The organism is Rhizobium sp. 3T7 (assembly GCF_020166565.1).
Taxonomy (GTDB): Bacteria; Pseudomonadota; Alphaproteobacteria; order Rhizobiales; family Rhizobiaceae; genus Rhizobium.
Genome location: NZ_JAIQXS010000010.1, coordinates 131,158 through 150,402, shown reverse-complemented (window position 1 = coordinate 150,402; position 19,245 = coordinate 131,158). Strand labels below are relative to the sequence as shown.

Genomic DNA, 19,245 nt, shown 5'->3' with positions numbered 1-19,245 from the left:
CTTGACGCTCCGCCGAGGCGATCTTGCACGTCAATTTTCTCCTGGCTCCGTCTACCGCGGCATGGAGCGACGCTCTGGCCTTATACCGCCTTCTTCGCGATCAGTAGCAATTGACGTGAGGAAACTTCCACAGCACGATATCAAACCCGAGGCTTCTGGTGGCTCCTATGGGCCTAAATGAAGCCCTTAATTCCAGTGCGGCATGGCGCAAATTGTGGGACATTCGGAACCAAAAGTATAATAGTTTCGTTGACGAAAAAATTGTCCCCCGTTTCTGCAAGTCTATGATTTCTCGCGCTTGCCGGACACCTCTCTGACTCCCATCGGGCGTTTCAAAACCTCGCCGGACGTTACCCGAGGGGGCTTCTTAGTGAAACGCCGCCTTGATTTTGCAATCAGCGTCAGTGGTGGCAAAGGTGGTCTGAGCGCATCTGTCGGAGGCTCCAACGGGGTTAACGCCAGCGTAGGCCGCAGTTCGGGGGCGGCCTCGGAGTGGATGCCTCAGTTGGAGGCTCGAACGGGATCAACAGCAACACATCCGAGAGCCGTCGCAGCCCCGCCCTCGACGCAAGCACCGCCGCCAGCATCGGCGGATCGAAAGGCGTCAATGTCGACGCGACCGTGGGAGGCTCGCGCCTGGCCACGGCCTCTGCAAGGCTTGGCGTCTCGGAAATCGCTCTTGTCGAACCTACTACCGCCGGAATGCCTTCGGAAGGCGCCGCGGGCACGAGCGGTGTGGGGGCGGGTAGCATTCCTCGCAGCACTACCATGGCCTTGAGCGAGATGTCTGCGGCAGATAAAGCCAAGGCAAAATTGCGGCGCACCCACCGGCTCGAGACGATTGTACATCATCTAGGTCTAGCGTTGGGTGGCAGACCGGCTGCGGCTTTTGCCAATCGTCCCATGATGCCGGTGAGTAACGACGCGCTGTTGCGGGTAGTCCGTCGGCGTGGTCCAACAGGATGACCAACTCTCTGTCATATGCATCGATGATTTAGCCTTTCGGCGCGGCCAAACATACGGAACGATTGTTGCGACCTGGAGCGGCGGAGACCTGTCACCCTGCTACCGGATCGCGCGCTGGACACGTCTCGGGCATGGCTCGCCGAGCATCCGTCGATAGCGATCGTCGCCCGCGATCGGGGAGGCGGATATGGTGAAGCCATCGCAGCTCGCGAAGACGTTTTTAGTTTTGTTGATGCAAAACAGATTTCAGATAGCCTGCCCGCTCCTACCCGGAAATTTTCGGCGGCCTATCGGGCACCGGACCGACGTCAAAAACTTGATCTGCCGATCACTATTCTGCGGCGACCGCATCGGGACGGCGCGACACGCTGATCGCGTCAAGATCATGAACTCTGACGCTTGGGCAGACGGATCGCGCAATGTCGATCAAGTGCCGATGATGAGTTAGATAGACGACCTGTCCGCGTTGTGCCATCTCGGCAAACAGCCTGAACGTCTCCTCTGCGCGAAAATCGTCAAATGATTCCATGATGTCGTCCGCGACGAATGGAACCGGCGGCCGGTTGCCGAGCACCTCGTGATAGCCTGCTACGCGCAGTGCTAGGTACAGCTGGAACCGCGCCCCTTTCGAAAGCTCGTTGGCCGCATTGGATCCGCCGCTCGCGGATACTGCAATCAGCACCTCGCCTTCCTTGCCGGGCTGAGCGGCGACGCCTTTGTAAGCTCCGCGGCTGATGGTGTTGAATGCGCTCGACGCGCGCGCCATCATGCCACTGCGGTGCCGCTCCCTGTACAGACGCAAACCCTGCTCGGCCGCGGCGACCCCGGCCCGCAGTTCCATGTAGCGCCGAGCGGACTCTTCGATTTCGAGTAGAGTCGTACGGCGCTGCTCTTCGATTTCCGCCACTCTCTCGTCGCCGCCGATGATATCGAGCGCATCCTGCGCCTTTGATTTCAGATGAAAAATCTCGCTGCAACGCCCGTCCTGATCCGCAAGCACGGGCATGAGCCTGGCAAGCTCATCCTCAAGGAGCTCCCGGTCCGCCGATGCGATCATGTCTTCTAGCTTGGACATGTCGTCCTTGCCGCTGCCCTCCAGCAGCTCCTGTTCGAGTGCTGAGATGGAGCGCTGAAGCATCCGACGCCGGCCGGAGACTTCGATCCGGGCCTCGACCTCGCCCAGCGTCGTCGCGCCAAAGAACTCGAACATTTCCGCAAGCCGGGCGTCGAGAACTTCCCGCGCGGACGTCAGGCCGACTTCGTCCTTTCTAAGATCCCCGAGCTCTTGAGCGAGTTTCTTCCGCCGGTCCCGACCGTCCTCGGCAATGCTCAAGCGCTCATAGACAAAGGCCGCGAGTTCTCGCGTCGAACCTTCGAGCGGAATGGAAAGCTGTTTGCACAGCTCAAAAACCTTGCCTTCGAAAAGGGCTCTATCCTTCTCCATCTTCTGAACTCGATCGATAAGGCTGTCTCGACTCTCGATCGCGGAAGCAAGCTTTTCGAGCGCGGCCAGGATCTCGGCCACTGCACCCGTTCTTTGCGCCGCGCCAAGTTCCGCGAGCCAGCATCCGTCACATGCGCGTTTCCACTCCAACTCCCACTCGTCAGCGATCCGCGAAGCGTCCGTGAACGCCTGCTGGCGCTCCTTCAGCTCCTTGTGCAATCGCACGATTTCCTTCGCCCGGCTCGCTGCGATAGTGAAATCACTGAGTGCATCCTCGGCGGCAGCGAATAGCGCCGCAATGTCGGCGTCCGGGTGATACATTGCATTCACCGCGCTCATCGCATCTACGAGGAGCTTTTTCGACCGGGCGACCCTGTCGCGGAGATCCGCGATCTCCTGGTCGACTCCGGCGAGTTCTTCCCTTGCCCTGAGAGCCACATCTCTCTTTCGGAGCCAGTCCTCGACCTCGAAGGGGTCGGCGTCCATCCCGCCATCCGAGGCAAACGCAGCTAGCTTGTTGGAGATTTGTAGCCGCAGCGAATTTTGATTGTCTAGCGCGTCTCTGTAAGATTCGCTCGCGGTCTCGATGTCGGTGCGAAGCGCGGCGTCCCGCTGGAGAAGCTGGCCCATTCTTCCAATTTCGGCGAAATGGAGGAGGCGCTGAGAAACCAGGCGATCGTCCGACTTCATCGCATCCTCGAAGGCGTCGGCGGACGTCGCGTCCATCATACGACGATGAGCGGCCCAAGCCTCGTCCCGACTAGCGCGGCTGGCGATCGCGCGTGCCTCTTCGATCTCGCCGACCTGACTACGCACGGCGGCGAGCTCCGCGGCAATCCTTTTTGCCTCGGGCTCAAGCCTGTCCAGATCCGCTCTTGCCGTCCTTGCCTTATCCTGAGCGTCCTTGGATGCCGCCTTCCATTGATCGATCCTTGCAGCGGAGGGAGTGACCATGGACGACAGCTCCGCGATTGCGCCACGCCATGGCAACAGCCTCGAAAGAGCCTCGGCCTGAGCCACTGAAGCTGCGTCGCGACGGCGGCTCAGAGCTCGGAATGCAACCTCCTCGTCCGACCGAGGTATGGCCTTGAGCGTCGCGGCAAGGTGCTCGAACGCCCTAGCCGTATCGGGTGACACTTCGGCCCGAACACCCCCATTCTCTTCTTCCGCCGCGATCGCGCGCTCAACCTTTTTCAGCTCGTCCTTAGCGCTAGCCGTTCGTGTATCGACGCCGGACTTGGCTTCGATCAAGGCCCGGAGAGTACCGACGGTCTGCGCGTCAAGAAGAAGCCGAGCGGGCTCGATTTCCCCGCTACGACCCAACTGAACGAGGATGTTCTCGATCGAGAGTTCGGCCACTCGTGCGGAAAGCTTCGGAATGTCGTTTTCTGCCGTGATGTAGCGCGGCTGGAAATCCGACAGCTCCGCGACGCGGGACGCCAGGTCGAGCGCCCTTTGGTCCGCAGGAGTGTCCTCGAGTTCCTGTTCAGTCCTTGCGATCGACTTTCTGACCTGTTCGAGCCTCACGCGGCCTTCGACTTCCTCGGCTCGCAGATCCGCAAGTTCTCCGCGCCAGGATGCCGGAGGATAAGGAACGTCTTCGGTCTGGGCTAGCTCGTGACGCGCTGCCGAGAGTCTGGCCATCGGTCCAAGCCCGGCGAGTATGCGCTTCACCTCGTCCATCCTGCGCTGCGTCGCTGCGCGCTGCTCCAGCGCCTCGTCGTGCGCGCGACCGAGATTTTTCCGGTCGGTTGTCAGCCGCTGAAACTCGGTCACCTGCAAGTCGAGTTCGTCCCGCTGTGCCTTCAGGTCGGCCAGCCTTTTCTTGAAGTCGACAAGCAGGCCGCTTCGCGCTTTGTACCGATAGAAGACGTCGGCGTCGGCCCGGATCGCCGAAAGATGTCGGCTCACGTCAGAGAGGCCGGCACTCGCCGAAAACAGAAGCTCACCGAGATCGCCCTTGCTCGCCAGAATGCCTTCGCCGCCCTTCTCGAGGGTCTTCTCGTCAAGGGAGAACATCGTGGTGAACGCGTCGCGGTCGATGCCACCGAGGTCCGTCCTGATAAGCGCGTCGGGCACCACACGCCCGTTGGCGTCGAGCAGACTGTTCTGCGGCCTCTTTATCCGGACGAATTCGCGATCCTCACCAGCGATCTTGATGCTGCCCCCGATCCGCATGGACGAATACGGATGAAGAAAACCATATCTGCTCGTTGTACCGATACCGAATATCAGGTCGAGCACCGCGTCGAATGTGGTGGACTTCCCGGCCTCGTTCGGGCCGTAGATGACATGCAGGTCGGGCGATCCTGGAGCGGTCGATCCGAAATCGATCACTCCGTCTGTGAATTTTCCGTAGCGTGTCAGGTCGAGGCGATTGATGCGCATTTATGCGACCTCGCCCCCGCGAAGGCGGGCCATCACCTCTGCCGATCCTTCGCGAGCGAAGCTTGCCAGGGTTTCTCGAAATGTCGCCTCATCCGTGCCGAAGATGTCGCGCAGTTCGGCAGGAAGCTGCGCGCGCAGTTCGTCGGCGATCGACCTGAGCTCCTGCTGATATTCCGCCGCGAGACCCACCTCGTTCTCGATGATAGATGTCAGCTCCTCCAAGGCGCCCGAACCTTTGCTCGAGGTTTCAGAAGGCGTGCACGCGCTATGCACCTTGTCGATCCAGACGTTGCCGGCGATAGAGCCGCGAGCCTCCAGTTCCGTGCACAGAACGTCGATGTCCCGTCTGATGCGCCAAGCCAGCTCGGTAGAACCGGTGACCTGGATGCGGGCGACAAGGTGGTCGGCCGAAATCGAGGACCGCAGCGCGTCGAGCTTCGCCGATACGTCAACGATCAGTTGCTTCCAGTCGGTCGCTCCCGAAATGTCTATGGCAAGCCGTTCGAACTGTGCCACGCTCGTGCGCCGCTCCTCGACGACGATCGAACGGTCGTCCCTGATCGTCACCAGCGATACCGACTTCGCACCGTCCTCGTTGATGTCACGACCTTGCGGCATTCCCGGCATCACGATGGCCGATGATTCCGCCTCCACGGCGGATCGGCGGTGAATGTGTCCGAGCGCCCAGTATTGGAAGCCGCTCTGCTGAAGATCGGCGACAGGGCAAGGAGCGTAGAGGTCGTGTCCCGCCGAGCCTCCCAGGCTTGTATGCATGATCCCTATGTTGGCGGCGTCGGGTACCGGGAGCGCGTAGTGCCGCAGAAGGCTCTCAGATGCGTGCGGTTTGGCAAAGCTGAGGCCGTGCACAGCAACCGGGAACTGGCCCGGCTTCCGTTCGACGTGAACAACATCAGCCGTAGCGCCGAAGACCTTCACGCTGTCGGGCATTATCAGCTCGGCTGTTATCCGCGACAGGGCGTCGTGGTTACCGCGGATGATAAAGGTCTTGATGCCTGCCTCATCAAGGCGACGAAGCTGCTCTGCGAGAAAGCGCGCAGTTTTCATAGACGTCTGGTCGCCGTCGTAGAGGTCGCCCGCAAGGACAAGCGCGTCAACATGCTCGTCGACGCAGAGATCAATGATCCGGACGAACGCACGCCGGGTTGCCAGTCCAATCAGCTCCGACAGGTCCGGGTTACGCAACGCAAGCGTCTTGAGGGGCGAGTCAAGATGAATATCTGCGGTGTGCACGAATCGAAAAGTCAACGCTGACCTCCCAGTAAACGCCTTTCGTAAAGCGTTCGGTTGCACAGCACCAGAATAAATTCATGGTTTGTTCTGATTTCCACAGATCAAGCGGCTTCGCCTTCCGCACGCCGCGAACCGACGGCCAGGCATAGCGGAGATCGGCCTTAGCGCTATTTATCGGAGCGCCGGCGTCAGCTTCTCGGTCTTTTCGATGAACGGCCGGCCGATTGAGATAGACCTCTCCGTGGGTGCCGGGCAATCTGGTCAACGTTGGCTTGTAGAAACTGGCCGTTTACGCCTCAAGGCAAACGCGCGAGGTCATTGGTTCAGCCCTTCAAGGCGACCGAGCAGACAGCCGCTCTGTGCAAACCACGTTCACAAGATCTTGCAAAGTCTTCACCCGCTCAACCAACCAAATCAACTCGTCGTTTGTGATTGTGTATTTCGCGGAATATCGTGCCTCTACATAGGCGCGCGAAAGCAACTCGAAGCAGCGTCGTGAAAACCGGCTGTCACGCGGCCATGCCTCGACTAGCCTGACATCGAGCCCTTCGGCTTGAGAACGAAGAACCTTCAGGCGATGAGATTTGGGGCTGTAAAGGCTTAGCGTCAGGAGAACACAGTGGTAGAGCCGTTCTGTTGCTTGATGAAGATCGAATGCCGCATGATTGGCCATGCCGTCTGAAATTGCGTTCTGCGCCTGAGTGACGCAGTAGGATGCGTTGGCGAACCAGCGCTCAAAATGCTTTTTCGCTTCAGCATCCCGCTCCTCCGCCGTCAGCGGCTTCGGTTGCGCCAGCGGATGGCCGGGCTCCGCGTAGAGGGGAATGCCGTCCCTGGCGATATCGACGAAGAACGGTCGGCCGCGGGACAGCTGGTCGTTGACATCGGCCAGCGTGTGGATGATCGGTACCACCGGTGTTTCGATGCGGTGCGCGATCTGCTCCGTCAACAGCCGCTCCTCGATGCCGTCCCAGAGCTCCTGCTCCTCGGCAAACGACTTGCTGTTGACGACGATCAACAGATCATAGTCGGAGCGATAACCGCTCAAGTGATCCTCGACCCAGTTACCGCGGCTATAGGATCCATAAAGAATGACTTTCAGGATCCTGCCGGCGTGGCGCTTCGCCGACAGCTTGCTGGCCTGGAAGCGTTCGACCTCGGCAAACAGGATCTCGAGAATGCGCGCCAGTTCGCGCCGCTTCCTGTCCGGCAGATGTTCGATATGGTCGGTCAGGGTCAAAGCCGCGTCAAAGCCTTCGGTCAGAATCGCATCCATCGTAGCGGTTCCATCGTGATTGCACACCAAATCCTTTTACGGGATTTCCTCCATATGAACAATCCAGGGATGTGATGTCGTCGTGATACATCTGCGCCGAAACGGAACGCAGCGAGCGGTGGCACCCGGTCCCCGCACTCGGTTCCCGACCGCTATGCTGGTGCTTCCATGGCTGCCCTGTTGAGGATCAGGCCGACGATTGCCTGGAGCGACGAAGATCCAACCATGTCACGCGACGACATCGTCGATTTCGCCCGGTCGTTGGCGAGGGCAGGGCGGTGAGGGCGGTCGTGTTCGGCTAACCCTCACTGTTGCGCCGCCCTTCCGCCGATCTTTGGTTGGCCTGCCTGCGTCGAACATCCCCGTTACCGCCCGCGCCTCGCGTCCTGCTCCGGCTTGAGGTCCTGCCGGGCCCGCGCTGCCCCGCAACGGCTTTGCCGTCCTCCACTTTCGTTGCGGCCCTATCGGGTGCGGGCCAGCGCTTTGAGCCCGGCTTTAGGACCGCCGTAGCCGGTCGCGATGGTCGCGACCTTAAACGGAGGTTCGAAGATGAGCAGCAAGCCAACAAAGCAACGATCCGATCTCTACAGCCGCATCACCGACAAGATCGTCGCCGAACTTGAACAGGGCGTCAGACCCTGGATGCAGCCCTGGAACACGGCACAGGCGAGCGACCGCATCACCCGGCCCCTGCGTCACAACGGCCAACCCTATTCCGGCATCAACGTCCTCATCCTCTGGTCCGAAGCCATTGCCCGCGGCTTTACCTCGCCGACCTGGATGACATTTCGTCAGGCCCTCGAACTCGGTGCTGCCGTTCGCAAGGGCGAGACCGGCACGACGGTCGTCTTCGCCAGCTCCTTCCTCCGGGCTGAAACCAGTGAGACCGGCGAGGCGGTCGAGCACGACATCCCGTTTCTGAAAGCTTACACGGTCTTCAACACCGACCAGATCGCAGGATTGGGCGAGCGCTTCCGGGAAGTCACAGCGGTTCCAGATCCGATCAGCCGGATCGGACATGCCGACCGCTTCTTCGCCCACACCGGCGCCCTGGTCCGCCACGGCGGATCGTCGGCATACTACGCGCCGGCCCGCGATTACATCCAGATGCCGGCCTTCGAAGCCTTCCGGGATGCTCAATCCTACGTCGCCATCCTCAGTCATGAGCTGACCCACTGGACGGCAGCCCCGCATCGTCTCGATCGCAATCTCAGCCGTTACGCCAAGGACAACAGCGAACGCGCCCGCGAGGAACTGATCGCTGAGCTCGGCAGTTGCTTCCTCTGCGCTGATCTCGGCATTGTTCCAGAACTCGAACCACGGCCCGACCATGCGAGCTATCTCGCCTCCTGGCTCAAGGTTCTCTCAAGCGACAAGCGTGCGATCTTTGCCGCCGCCAGCCACGCCCAGCGCGCTGTCAGCTACCTGCACCATCTGCAGCCCGAAGGGGAGGCGGCGTGAGCCGCAGGTTCAAATCCTGCCCCCGCAACCACCGATACTAACAAACCCGTCGAGCCATCGACGGGTTTTGTTGTTTTTGTAGTCTTTCCAATAGCTTGGTGCTCCACCCAGTTGAGGATTGTGCTCAGTTCGCCGTGCAGCGTCGCGAAAATGTCCCCTCGTTCCGGACCGGGCAAGAGTACAATCTTCTCGATCAGGGCGCGCAGGGTCTCGGCCGCTTCCTGTCGCTCATCGGCGCGGTTGAGGGCGTTCGCCAGCGCGGTGACCTTCTTCGCGTAGATCGCCGCGGCGCTTGGCAGAATGTCCGGCGTATCCGCCGACGTGGCCGCGAGGAGGACGGTCAGTTCTCCCTTGCGCCTCTCCAATCCCGCCATCTTCTCCTTCATTGATGGATGGTACATACCGTCGGCAATTGCCTCGACGATCTGCTCAATCTGCTTCTCCACCTTCCCGAACTCGGTCTTCCAAGCATCGCCGTTTGAGCGACGCTCCCGGTTCAGCCGGTTCGTCTCTTCAGCATAGGCGCGCATCGCCTCTTCAACGATCGCTGGGGCCATCAGTCTGTCCTTCAGGCCGGTAAGTACACGGCTCTCCAACTCATCCTGACGGATAGTTCGGCTGTTGTCGCAGATGCCCTTGCTGATGTGGTTCGAGCAGGCGTAACGCTGCGGGCCGCGAAGGGAGTAGGGGCCTTCGCAGCAACCGCAGAAGATCAGGCCGGACAGAAGGGTGCGCGGCCGGCGCGCGCCGTTGAGACGGTTCTTCTTGTGGTGTTTGTGCACGCCTTCGGTCACGTTGACGAACTTCGCAGTGATCTCGCCTTGCCGCTCGCGTACAGCCTGCCAGAGTTCATCGTCGACAATGCGCAGGTTGGGGACGTCTTTGGTGATCCATTCCGATTCCGGGTTCAGGCGCGACACGCGCTTCCCGGACGAAGGATCCTTGATGTAGCGCAGCCGGTTCCAGATCAGACGGCCAACATAAAGCTCGTTGTTCACAAGACCGGTTCCGCGCTTCACATGACCACGGATCGTCGTGTCGCCCCATGGTTTGCCTCCGGGCCCTGGCACGCCTTCCTCGTTCAGGGTGCGGGCAATGGTGCGCGGCGCGATGCCGGCGGCGAAATCACGAAACACACGCCGCACGACAATCGCTTCGGCATCGTTGATCTCGCGGTCGCCGCGGATCGGTTCGCCATGGGAATCGAGTTGCTTCACTACCTTGTAGCCGTAACAAAGCCCGCCGCCAGACTTGCCGTCTTCGACACGTCCACGGATGCCGCGATGCGTCTTGGCGGCGAGGTCTTTCAAGAACAGCGCGTTCATCGTGCCCTTGAGGCCGACATGAAGCTCGCTGATCTCGCCTTCGGCCAGCGTCATGATCCGCACTCCGGCGAACTTCAGATGCTTGTAGAAGGTGGCGACATCGGCCTGGTCGCGGCTGATCCGGTCCAACGCTTCAGCCAGAACGATATCGAACTGTCCCGCCTGCGCATCCTGCAGAAGCGCCTGAATGCCGGGCCGGAGGACCATACTTGCGCCGGAGATGCCCGCGTCCTTATAGGTTCCGACGATCTTCCACTTCTCGCGCTTCGCCTGCTCGCGGCAGATACGGAACTGGTCGTCGATCGACGCCTCGCGCTGATTGTCGGAAGAATAGCGGGCGTACAGCGCAACGCGGGTCATCGGCAATCTTTCCTACGCAACCTTGTTCACCCGGCTCGGTCGGATCAGCACTTCGGCCGAAATGCCGAGGCGGTTGTGCAATTGCCGGATCATATCGATCGACAGGCTGCGCTTGCGGTTCAGCACATCTGCCACCCGATTCCGTGGGCCGATCATCGGCTCCAGATCCTTGCGGGTGAGCCCCTGCTGTTCCATGCGGAAGCGGATCGCCTCCACCGGATCGGGTGGGTCCATCGGATAGTGCTTCGTCTCGTAGACGTCGATCAGCGTCGCCAGGACATCGAGCCGGTCACCTTCCGGCGTGCCGCTCTTGGCGCCCCACAGCCGTTCAACCTCGGTCAGCGCGTCTTCATAATCCGCTTCCGTGCGGATCGGCTTCAGGTCAGTTGCCATGCTCGATCTCCTTCACGTTGATCCTATCGTAAGCGTTGTGTGTTCCGAGCCACTTGATCCAGACGATGCCTTTCTCGAAGTCCGTCGACACGACAAGGCGGTAGTCATTGCCTTTGATGTTGAAGACGATCCGCTCGGCGCTGACGATACTCGCCGTCGCATAAAGCCGCTTCACATCAGCGGTGCTTGCCCATTCCGCCTTGCTCACTTCGTCGAACCAAGCATCGAGAGCTGCCTTAACGGCCGGCTGCTCCTTTTGCCCCGCGAGGTTTTCGACAAATACTCGCAAAGTGCGGCGGGCAATAATTCTCATGAGACACCTATAGCATGAGACCAAAATGGTCTCAAGGGAAAAATGTACAAGCCCAACACAGAAGCTCGCATGGGGTGAAATTGCCTAGCTTCTTCTCTGGACGTCCAAATTGCCCGAAATCAAAGCGCCCGAGAAGGCTGCTCCGATTGCTACCTTTGCGCCTTGCGCCCCTGCGCGATCTTCCGCTCGAACTGCTCGCGGGCGATCTGGCGGCCGATTAGGCGGGCGAGCGAGAGGATAGCGGCATTAGCGCGCGAAGGATCGGTCTGGTCCGCCCCCGTCTGGGCCGAGGCGGGTATAACCTCGATGCCGATCCTGTCCCGTTTTACCGCCATCGTCTCCCACAATCCAATATCCTAAAGAGGTATGGATCAGCGAAGACCCGCTTTGTGAAGAAAGAACAGAGCTTCAGCCACTGTGTGCGGCAATTCGGATACTGTGGCGTGCAAATGGGACGGTTGTTGTTTAGGCCTGAATTGCATGTAATGTTCGCTGAGATAAACCACTTCCTGTTGAACGCTGGCCTTCCGGCGACAAACGGACGCTTTTCATTACTCAGGTGATCGATGCCTATTGGAAGCACAAGCACGAAATCGAAAGTCACTTTTCTGGAAACCGTCTATCCGCCTATCTCCAATCAGGAGGCTGTCTGGTTCCAGAGCGATCCTGAAGTCGAGGCGTTGCTCCGGCGCAGCGACTTCTACATGATCGGTGGCCGCGCCGAGGCCAAGTATCTCGATCTCGCATTTGACTCTGAAACGGATATCGTCACGTTCAATTTCGCGATTGCCGACGATTTCCGCGATCCGGTTGCTATACACATTCGCGAACTTCCAGAGATTGCAGACTCCGGGGCGGACAGCTTCTGGATCGAAGCCGGCGACAAGGGCATTCGCATCTGGGACGGTCCCGTGAATGGGAAGGGATCGAATGTCCTTGAGTGGTTCACCACTGAGAAGCTCATCTGGGACCGCTCACGCGGGCGCAGCGGCATCCATGGCCTCGACCGATATCGTGATGCGGCCACCTATGACCTGCTTTACGTTGGGATCGCCAAGGTCGGCGACAGCTTCGACCGGCTCATCAGCCGTGGTCACAAGGCCCGTATGGAAATCCTCAGCAACGAGCCACAGCGATATCCCGGCGCCCGCGTCAGTGATGAAATCTTCCTGTTCCTTTTCCACGTTCAGCCTGTAATTATGACGACGTTCGAGCCCACCCATGATTTCGAGAACGATGATTTTTCGGGCGCCTATGAACAAAAGCCCATCGTTGCCGATGCCGAGAAAGCCTTCGTCAGCCTGCTCAAGCCTGAATACAACGTCCAGTTATTCAAGAATTACCCAAAGGGTGCCGACGGCCTGTATGGCTCGGATTACGTCCGGTACGGCTACTCTATCTGCGAAGCCGTGACCTTCAACACCGCTCATGGCCGCTTTCGGGGAAGCCGTAACCCTTTGACCGGTTTCATCACCAACGATGGCGACTGCATTTTCGTCGAAGGCGATGCAGTTCAGCTCTACCTCTCAGGAGTGGACTTTCCGGCCGCGCCTGCTCTTGGCGGCAAGTATGATTTGCCCCAGGCGTAAGGTTTCCTAAGGGGCAATCCGGCGCCGTTCGCTTCAATGCCGTCGTCCAACAAGCTAGCGTAAAGTCGCCGGCCCTCATACTCAATAAACATATTCGGTGAGAGCTATTGCTGCTCACTAACGGGAATATTGTTGTATGAAAACTGACAATCCGCAAGCACTGTAGTGCAGACATACGGATCGCCGCGACCATCAAGGCGCCCTACCTCCGAGATCAGGTGTAAATTCTTTCGTGAGCGCGAACAGATTACGTAAAGAAGTTTTTTCGCGCTCTCTTCCTTGTTCTCGTCGGCAAAATGGGGAACCATTCCCTCCAAGAGCGCGAAGGCTATGACGGTGTCGAATTCCAATCCCTTGACACCATGGATCGTAGAGATCGTGATGCCGCTCCGACTGGCAAACGTGCGACGGAACATGCCAATGTCGTTAACTCCTTGAACGCCGTTTGCTTGCAGCCGCTCGATCTGTCGCTTGGACCGAGCGAAGAAGGCTTCGTGGTGTTCGGCAAGAAGGACGTACTCTGCTGGATCAAGACCCATCGCCGTGCTGAATTCATCGAAAAATAGGCGCAGGAATTCCAGCCCATCCTGAGATTCGATCTCGATGGAGTTGCAAATCCGAAGCACGTCGCGCCGGGAGATGTCCGGTAGTACCACCCCGGCATGGTGCAGGTCGGCAAGCACTTCGCCCGCCCATCTCAGGCGCCGGACGAACAATCGTGGCGATGGCTCTGTAAGCGCCAAGCGTGCCACCTTGTACCAGAAATTGTCCTGATCGCGGGCAAACGGCGCCATCCCTGGCCCGTCGAACGATTGATCCGGCATTGCTCCCATGAGGCGTCGGGTCAATGCCGCGAGCGAGATCCACCAAGGGCCGACGATGCATATCTCGTTCGGCGGAATTTGCAGGTGCTCGATATTATACCGGATAAGACGGACGATTTCGTTCTCAAAACCCTGGTGCGCGACCTCCTGATCGAAGCTGATCTTGCTCGGATAGTCCTTGAACTCACCCTCCGCAGTCACCACGGCAGGGATAACATGGTAATTGGCGTAATACTGAACGATACGCTCGGAGGACCGGTAATTGATGGAAAGGCTTTTCGGCTCCATCGCGAGCCCGGATAGCTGCTCGAAATCGTTTCGCGGCATCGCATAACCACCTAGCGAGGTGAAAATGGATTGGTTCGGATCACCGACCAGGAAGGCCTGCGTCCGGCCAGAACCGGCCTTCAGAATTGATGCGACGACAGCGTACTGGATTTCCTTAGTGTCCTGAACTTCATCCATGAGGATGAATTTGAATATGCCGCTGAGGAGGGTAGAGATTGGGGGATTGTCCCTCACCAATTCCCATGCGTAGCGAAGGATCATCTCGAAATCGACGCGGCGCTCTTCGCGTAGTTGCGCCCAAAATGTCTCCAGCATGGAGCGCACGGAAGCCCGTCGATTAGGTGGAGCTGCCAGCACCACGTCGGTGGTAGTGAAGTAGTAGCCACAGATTTGTGACCCGATCCTCGGGATCATCTGCGACCCAAGTTCGTCCAAGCGGCGCTCGCTCTCGTGTTGATCTACGACGCGGAATCCGTGCCTCAACTGCTCGTGAAGGATGCCGTAGGGCCGTAGAATCCAATCGAGGCAGAAGGAATGGATGGTCCCGATCCAAAGTCGGCTGGTGTCGACGCCCAGCCGCTCAATGCGCTCTTCGATTTCTTCCGCTGCTCGATGGGTGTAGGTGATCGCGACGACCCATTCCTTCTCGGACTCCAACCGGGATAGTTCGAGGGCAATCTTGTAGGTGAGCGCCCGTGTTTTGCCGCTGCCGGGGCACGCGCTCAGGAAAACGCTGCCTAGATGCTCGATGGCATCAACCTGCTCTTCATTCAGGTCATCTTTGCCCCACACGAAGACCACTAGACATAACCCAGCACGTCAAGGATCGCGTCACCCGGCAACGTGGCAGCGACACCATCGATCAATGCCTGCACGTCAGCCTGACCAGTGCGAAACTGACGCACTACCTCCCGCAGCTCATCGAAATAATCTTCGCCGAGGAGATCAGGCAGAGCACTCTTGCCCATACGGTATTCGACCATATTGGCCGCTACCGCGTGCGAGATTCGGCCGTGTGCCGCGAACACAGCATCCGTAATATAGCTCGGGATTCGGGCATTATGGGTGACTAGCTTGGCGAGCTGAATGGCGAACCAGCCTTTTCCGGCACCCGTAGCCATCGTGATGATGCGCGTTCCATAGGACGCAGGATCGGTTGAGCGCAGCTCCGTAGTCGCCGTGGCGATAGTTGGCGGATCGACATAAAGCGAAGGCAGCGCCGCCACTGCGATCTCAGCGTTGCCGGCGGCGATAAAATCCACCTCGAACGTGTGGGGGGCAAGGTGGAGCGACAGCCAGTTGTTACCGTCTATCAAGGCGGTCAGGCGAGCACGTCTTGCCCGTCCGGCACTTTGTGACCCGGCAGCCTTCTCCTTGGCCTTAGTTTCGCTGTCGCTATCGAGCGGATCGGGAGTGATATCGAAATATGCGGTGTCTAGATCGGTGATGATTGCACAGCGTTTCCGAACGCGCTGGTCATGGAACAGTACCGCGACGTTCTCGAACCCGGTACTGCGTATATTAACGAGGCTGATGCCAAGCTCGTCGAGGCTGACCCCATAGACCTCCTTAATGAGCGCTGGAACCAAGATCTCCTCGGCATCACCTTCTACAAGAATGACGCTCTTCGCAAACAGGAGATTGCTGCGGACAGCGTCGAGATAACGCTGAATGCTGCGAATGACGGATGGCGTTAGGCCGGCGGCAGGTTGATACGCTTCGCAGCGGACACCTTGACGGCCCAGAATGTTGACGTTCTCCACATTGCTGACTTCCGAAATCTGCGTCGAGTGGGTCGAGTAAATGACCTGCGTGTCGGGGTAGGTCAGCTTGTCAAACAGCGTCTTCTGAATGTGCGTATGGATGTGCGCTTCGGGTTCCTCGATGAGAAGAAAGTTGGCGCAGGCCCGCTTGGATTGCTGATATTTGAACTCCAGCAGCTTGAGCGTCAGGAAAATAAGGTTCGCGCCGCCGAGGCTTAGCTCATGAATGGCGCCTTCATATTCCTCGTCGGTTTCGCCCACAAAGAGCTTGAGCGATTGAAATAGCTTGTCGGCTTCGGTCGGCACGCCTGAGCGGATCGACAGCCTGGCCGGGGAATATGCCTCGCCGGCCGCGTCGCGAATGGTCTGCCGAATATGTGTCCGGATTTCGGTAACGTCTGACAGCTCCTCGATGGCATCGTTCAGGTCATTTACTCGTTGCGTGATCGGGTCCAACTTATCGGAATCCAACTCGCCACTCTTGCCTCGCAGCAAGGTGAGGAGCGGATTGGTTCGCTGGCCCTGAAATTCACTCACAACATCACGCAACGCTTGAACGAACGTGAAGCAAACCTCTTTGCTGACCGAGAGAACTGCCGGCATACGCCCACCAATTTCAGGCGGACTTAGCTCTTGGGGAAATTCGACGGTCTCGAAATTGCCGACCAAGGATCGGTAAACCGCCGGATCAGAAAAATCGGCGGTGCTCTTGCCGGTAAAGAGGGACTCGTAGTCGTCAATCGTGATGGTTTTCAGGAGAGCGTCGAGACCTGCCTGATCGCCGGCGACCAGTTCACTAAGTTTGGCGCGTATCGCGGCATTGGGTCGGAATATCAGATTGTAGGTAGCAGTGCCAATCCGTTCATCCTCGACCACACCGGTGCCATGCAGAAAAAGGGCCTGAATCGCTTCATCCTGGGAGACCTCCGCAAATTCGAGGCTGATGATAATCCAGTGACCGCGCCAGTTTCCAAGTCCACGATGAAAATCGCCATCGTCAAGCTTATGTGCCCATCGCAGCATGTCGTCGTCGAGCATCAAACGAATGGCGCGGAAGAAGTTCGTCTTCCCCGAACCATTTTCCCCGATGACGGTGTTGATGCCGGCATTGAACTGAAAGGTCGCGTTGGCGAAGTTGCGATAGTTCACCAACTGAACACGCGATATGTGCATTCTGGCCAGCCCCCCAATAGCTATCGGCTTTTTTCATTGGTGGATGCATGGAGTTTCCACCTGTCTAAATATCTATGGCGAGGGCGTGGCCAGCCTACGCGCCCTAAATATAGCGTATCCAAGTCTGCTTATTCGGCGGCATCCCCCTAGCCACGGATGTCAATCTATTCCAAGTTTATTGAAAAATATCTTGTTGCGCATTTCGGCGTCCCGAAGCAGTTTGGTCCAACTCAAAATTTCCATGTAGAGACTGTTGTTGCCAAACCATCGGAACCACCCAAGCCCATCCGGCATGGGTGTGAATTCCTTCTCGAATTCAAGCCACTTTCTTACTTTCGCAGTCAAATCGCAAACCACGTACCCGTAGAATGGCGTCGTGCCGTTGACGATAATGTCGCGGCCAGTGGGCGTTTTGAACTTGCCTTCTCTGATCTGATTGACGTAGCGGACGATCTGCTGAACCGGGTCTTCCTTCGATGAAGGATCGGTGAAATTGTCTCGTTGTGGCTTCTTGAACTCGAAGATGGTGATGGGATTGCTCGCCTCGTTCTCACCGCGAAAGGCAACACGCCGGTTGAAGATCGTAATATCCGTCCGGTCTCCGTTTGGCTTGTTCAGCGGCTTATCGGATGAGACGTAGGAGGAAAAATTCAGCCGCTCGTCCAGTATCCAGAGGTTGTGCGATTCGTAATCAAGGCCTTCTGAATCTTTCTTACGTCGCATGATGATATCATGCACATCGCCTTCCGATTTATGCTTTCCGTCGGAATCGATTTCTAGAGATTTCGAAAATAGGTCGAGAACACACTTTCGCATGGAAACGTAGTGGATGAGATCATTCTTGCTGGTGTCGGAAATGCTGTCCATAAGCTGAGTGATTTTCTCACCCAACTCATCAGGGTTTTCTGATTTCAGCAGCGCGGCTACCTGTGATCGTGTCTGAATTTCCTTTTCGTACTTCTTCTTTTGAAGATGAAGCTCGATATCCTGGTTGGACGGCCGCATGGGCAAGGCGTCGAAATCTACCTCATTTGCGAGCGTTCGGTGCCAAGGCGCATCGGCCGACACATAGTCGGCGATGCGCGCCTGCTTGCGCCTCTTTCGCTCGGTAATTTCCGAGCCCACCGTCGACTGCGCGATTTCGGCGGCCTTCTGCTCGATCTCGCTTTGGGAGATGCCGCTCAGCAGGTCGTTGTCGGTCTGGAAGCGGAATTCGCCTCTTTCGAGCGACACGTTGTCATTAAGGTAGTCGCCGAAAACATAAGATTTGACGACGAAATTGCGCCCCTTGGACAGATCCTGGTCGGGGCCGGCCTCATAAAACTCCTCGGCGAATTCAGGTATATAGGCCTGAAGCGGGTTGTCGGTCACTTCGCGCCGATGCGCGACGAGACTGACTTTGCTCTTGGCCGACCTCGGCGCATAGAATTTGAAGATGCGGACCTGAAAGTCCTTGGCCTCTTCGTTGGCTGTGAGTGTGAACTTTCCCTGTTCAACCCGCATCTCGACAATCTGGCTGTTCTCCTTGCCCAGATAATCGTTGAGAGAGACGCCACCGGAAGGCTCCTTCGCTTCCCGGATCACAATACGCGGACACGCCCGATCCTTGTCTACGAAATATGGTAGCAGCCGTTCGACGATAACGCGGCTGACGGTATCGAGGCGCTTGTCCGGGAACTTGACCGACTTGATGCCGGAAATCTCGACTGCCGTACCCGTCTCCCGCTTTTCCGAAGCGGACGTTTTCTCGTCAACGATGATGTCTTTGTCTAGGCCCATCCTGAAGGATCGATCGTGGAACGCATCGCCGACGGCGAAGGTGCTCGCGACCTTCACATGGTTGAAATACTTGAGGCAGGTGAACCGGCCGAACCCTTTACCGCCATCGGAGATTTTCTGTTCGGTATAGAGGGTATCGAACGAATCGCGGTTGCTTTTCGTGAAGCCGACCCCGTTGTCCTTAACGATGAATCCATCAATATCCTCAAGGCGGTCAATGATGTCCGCCTGTCCGCTTCGCAGGATTTCGATCTGGATCAGGCCATTCTTGACGCCCTTTTGGTCGATGGCCTGAATGGCGTTTACCACTAGCTCCACCAGCGGCGTATAGACGTTGGTCCCGGATCGGATGTTCTCGACCAGCCGCCTGACGTTGACATTGCTCATGCCAACTCCCTCACATCGGTCGGGCCGTCATCAGCCTTGTCTCTGCACGGGCTCGCCGATGTCATTCTTCGTTTCCTCTCGATTCTCGTTGGGGAGCTCTGATGGCGGAGGACGCAACGCTTTCGCGGACGTACTCGCGCATGAACTCCCGAAGCACTTGTGCCGCGGGACGATCATGGGCCTGGCACGCCGCGACGAATTCGTCCCGCAGATCCCGGTCCAACCTGATGCGCAACCCGACATCTTTTTTGGTCATGCCGGAAGT

At 58.2% G+C, this 19,245-nt stretch carries 12 protein-coding genes and 1 pseudogene; 3 read left to right on the top strand and 10 right to left on the bottom strand.

The annotated features are described in order from the left end of the window. Positions 1-795: 795 nt before the first annotated feature. Positions 796-1,170, top strand: a pseudogene (locus K9B32_RS16370) (transposase); the annotation flags it as partial. A 127-nt stretch (positions 1,171-1,297) separates the two neighbouring features. Here the strand turns inward: K9B32_RS16370 and K9B32_RS16365 are convergent. The 3 genes from K9B32_RS16365 to K9B32_RS16355 all read right to left on the bottom strand — a co-directional run bounded on the left by K9B32_RS16365 (position 1,298) and on the right by K9B32_RS16355 (position 7,325). Continuing rightward, positions 1,298-4,798, bottom strand: a complete 3,501-nt coding sequence (locus K9B32_RS16365) for an AAA family ATPase (RefSeq protein WP_224563911.1) — start codon at positions 4,796-4,798, stop codon at positions 1,298-1,300. Next, positions 4,799-6,064 carry an exonuclease SbcCD subunit D gene (locus tag K9B32_RS16360; protein WP_224563909.1) on the bottom strand — a complete coding sequence of 422 codons (1,266 nt, stop codon included), beginning with the start codon at positions 6,062-6,064 and terminating at the stop codon, positions 4,799-4,801. A gap of 316 nt (positions 6,065-6,380) precedes the next feature. Continuing rightward, positions 6,381-7,325 carry a HEPN domain-containing protein gene (locus tag K9B32_RS16355; RefSeq protein WP_224563907.1) on the bottom strand — a complete coding sequence of 315 codons (945 nt, stop codon included), beginning with the start codon at positions 7,323-7,325 and terminating at the stop codon, positions 6,381-6,383. 549 nt (positions 7,326-7,874) lie between these two features. Here K9B32_RS16355 and K9B32_RS16350 point away from each other — a divergent pair. Next, positions 7,875-8,786, top strand: a complete 912-nt coding sequence (locus K9B32_RS16350) for an ArdC family protein (protein ID WP_224563905.1) — start codon at positions 7,875-7,877, stop codon at positions 8,784-8,786. Here K9B32_RS16350 and K9B32_RS16345 read toward each other — a convergent pair. From K9B32_RS16345 to K9B32_RS16330, 4 genes are all read right to left on the bottom strand, one after another. After that, on the bottom strand, positions 8,747-10,471 hold the full coding sequence (locus K9B32_RS16345) for a recombinase family protein (RefSeq protein WP_224563903.1): 1,725 nt from the start codon (positions 10,469-10,471) through the stop codon (positions 8,747-8,749). The two genes, K9B32_RS16350 and K9B32_RS16345, sit on opposite strands and share 40 nt — an antisense overlap. 12 nt (positions 10,472-10,483) lie before the next feature. Beyond that, positions 10,484-10,864: a type II toxin-antitoxin system HigA family antitoxin gene (locus tag K9B32_RS16340; protein WP_224563901.1), complete on the bottom strand. Its 381-nt coding sequence runs from the start codon at positions 10,862-10,864 to the stop codon at positions 10,484-10,486. After that, positions 10,854-11,177, bottom strand: coding sequence for a type II toxin-antitoxin system HigB family toxin (locus tag K9B32_RS16335; protein ID WP_224563899.1), 324 nt, complete (start codon positions 11,175-11,177; stop codon positions 10,854-10,856). The genes K9B32_RS16340 and K9B32_RS16335 overlap by 11 nt, the downstream gene beginning before the upstream one ends. 149 nt (positions 11,178-11,326) lie before the next feature. Next, positions 11,327-11,512: a hypothetical protein gene (locus tag K9B32_RS16330; RefSeq protein ID WP_224563897.1), complete on the bottom strand. Its 186-nt coding sequence runs from the start codon at positions 11,510-11,512 to the stop codon at positions 11,327-11,329. Between the two features lie 231 nt (positions 11,513-11,743). On the opposite strand from K9B32_RS16330, the gene K9B32_RS16325 reads away from it, so the two are divergent. Next, positions 11,744-12,766, top strand: a complete 1,023-nt coding sequence (locus tag K9B32_RS16325) for a hypothetical protein (RefSeq protein ID WP_224563894.1) — start codon at positions 11,744-11,746, stop codon at positions 12,764-12,766. Between the two features lie 104 nt (positions 12,767-12,870). Here K9B32_RS16325 and K9B32_RS16320 read toward each other — a convergent pair whose 3' ends face one another. The 3 genes from K9B32_RS16320 to K9B32_RS16310 all read right to left on the bottom strand — a co-directional run bounded on the left by K9B32_RS16320 (position 12,871) and on the right by K9B32_RS16310 (position 18,980). Continuing rightward, positions 12,871-14,670, bottom strand: coding sequence for a UvrD-helicase domain-containing protein (locus tag K9B32_RS16320; RefSeq protein WP_224563891.1), 1,800 nt, complete (start codon positions 14,668-14,670; stop codon positions 12,871-12,873). Positions 14,671-14,678: 8 nt separating this feature from the next. Then, positions 14,679-16,814, bottom strand: a complete 2,136-nt coding sequence (locus K9B32_RS16315; RefSeq protein WP_224563888.1) for an AAA family ATPase — start codon at positions 16,812-16,814, stop codon at positions 14,679-14,681. A gap of 159 nt (positions 16,815-16,973) precedes the next feature. Next, positions 16,974-18,980, bottom strand: coding sequence for an ATP-binding protein (locus tag K9B32_RS16310; RefSeq protein ID WP_224563886.1), 2,007 nt, complete (start codon positions 18,978-18,980; stop codon positions 16,974-16,976). Positions 18,981-19,245 lie beyond the last annotated feature (265 nt).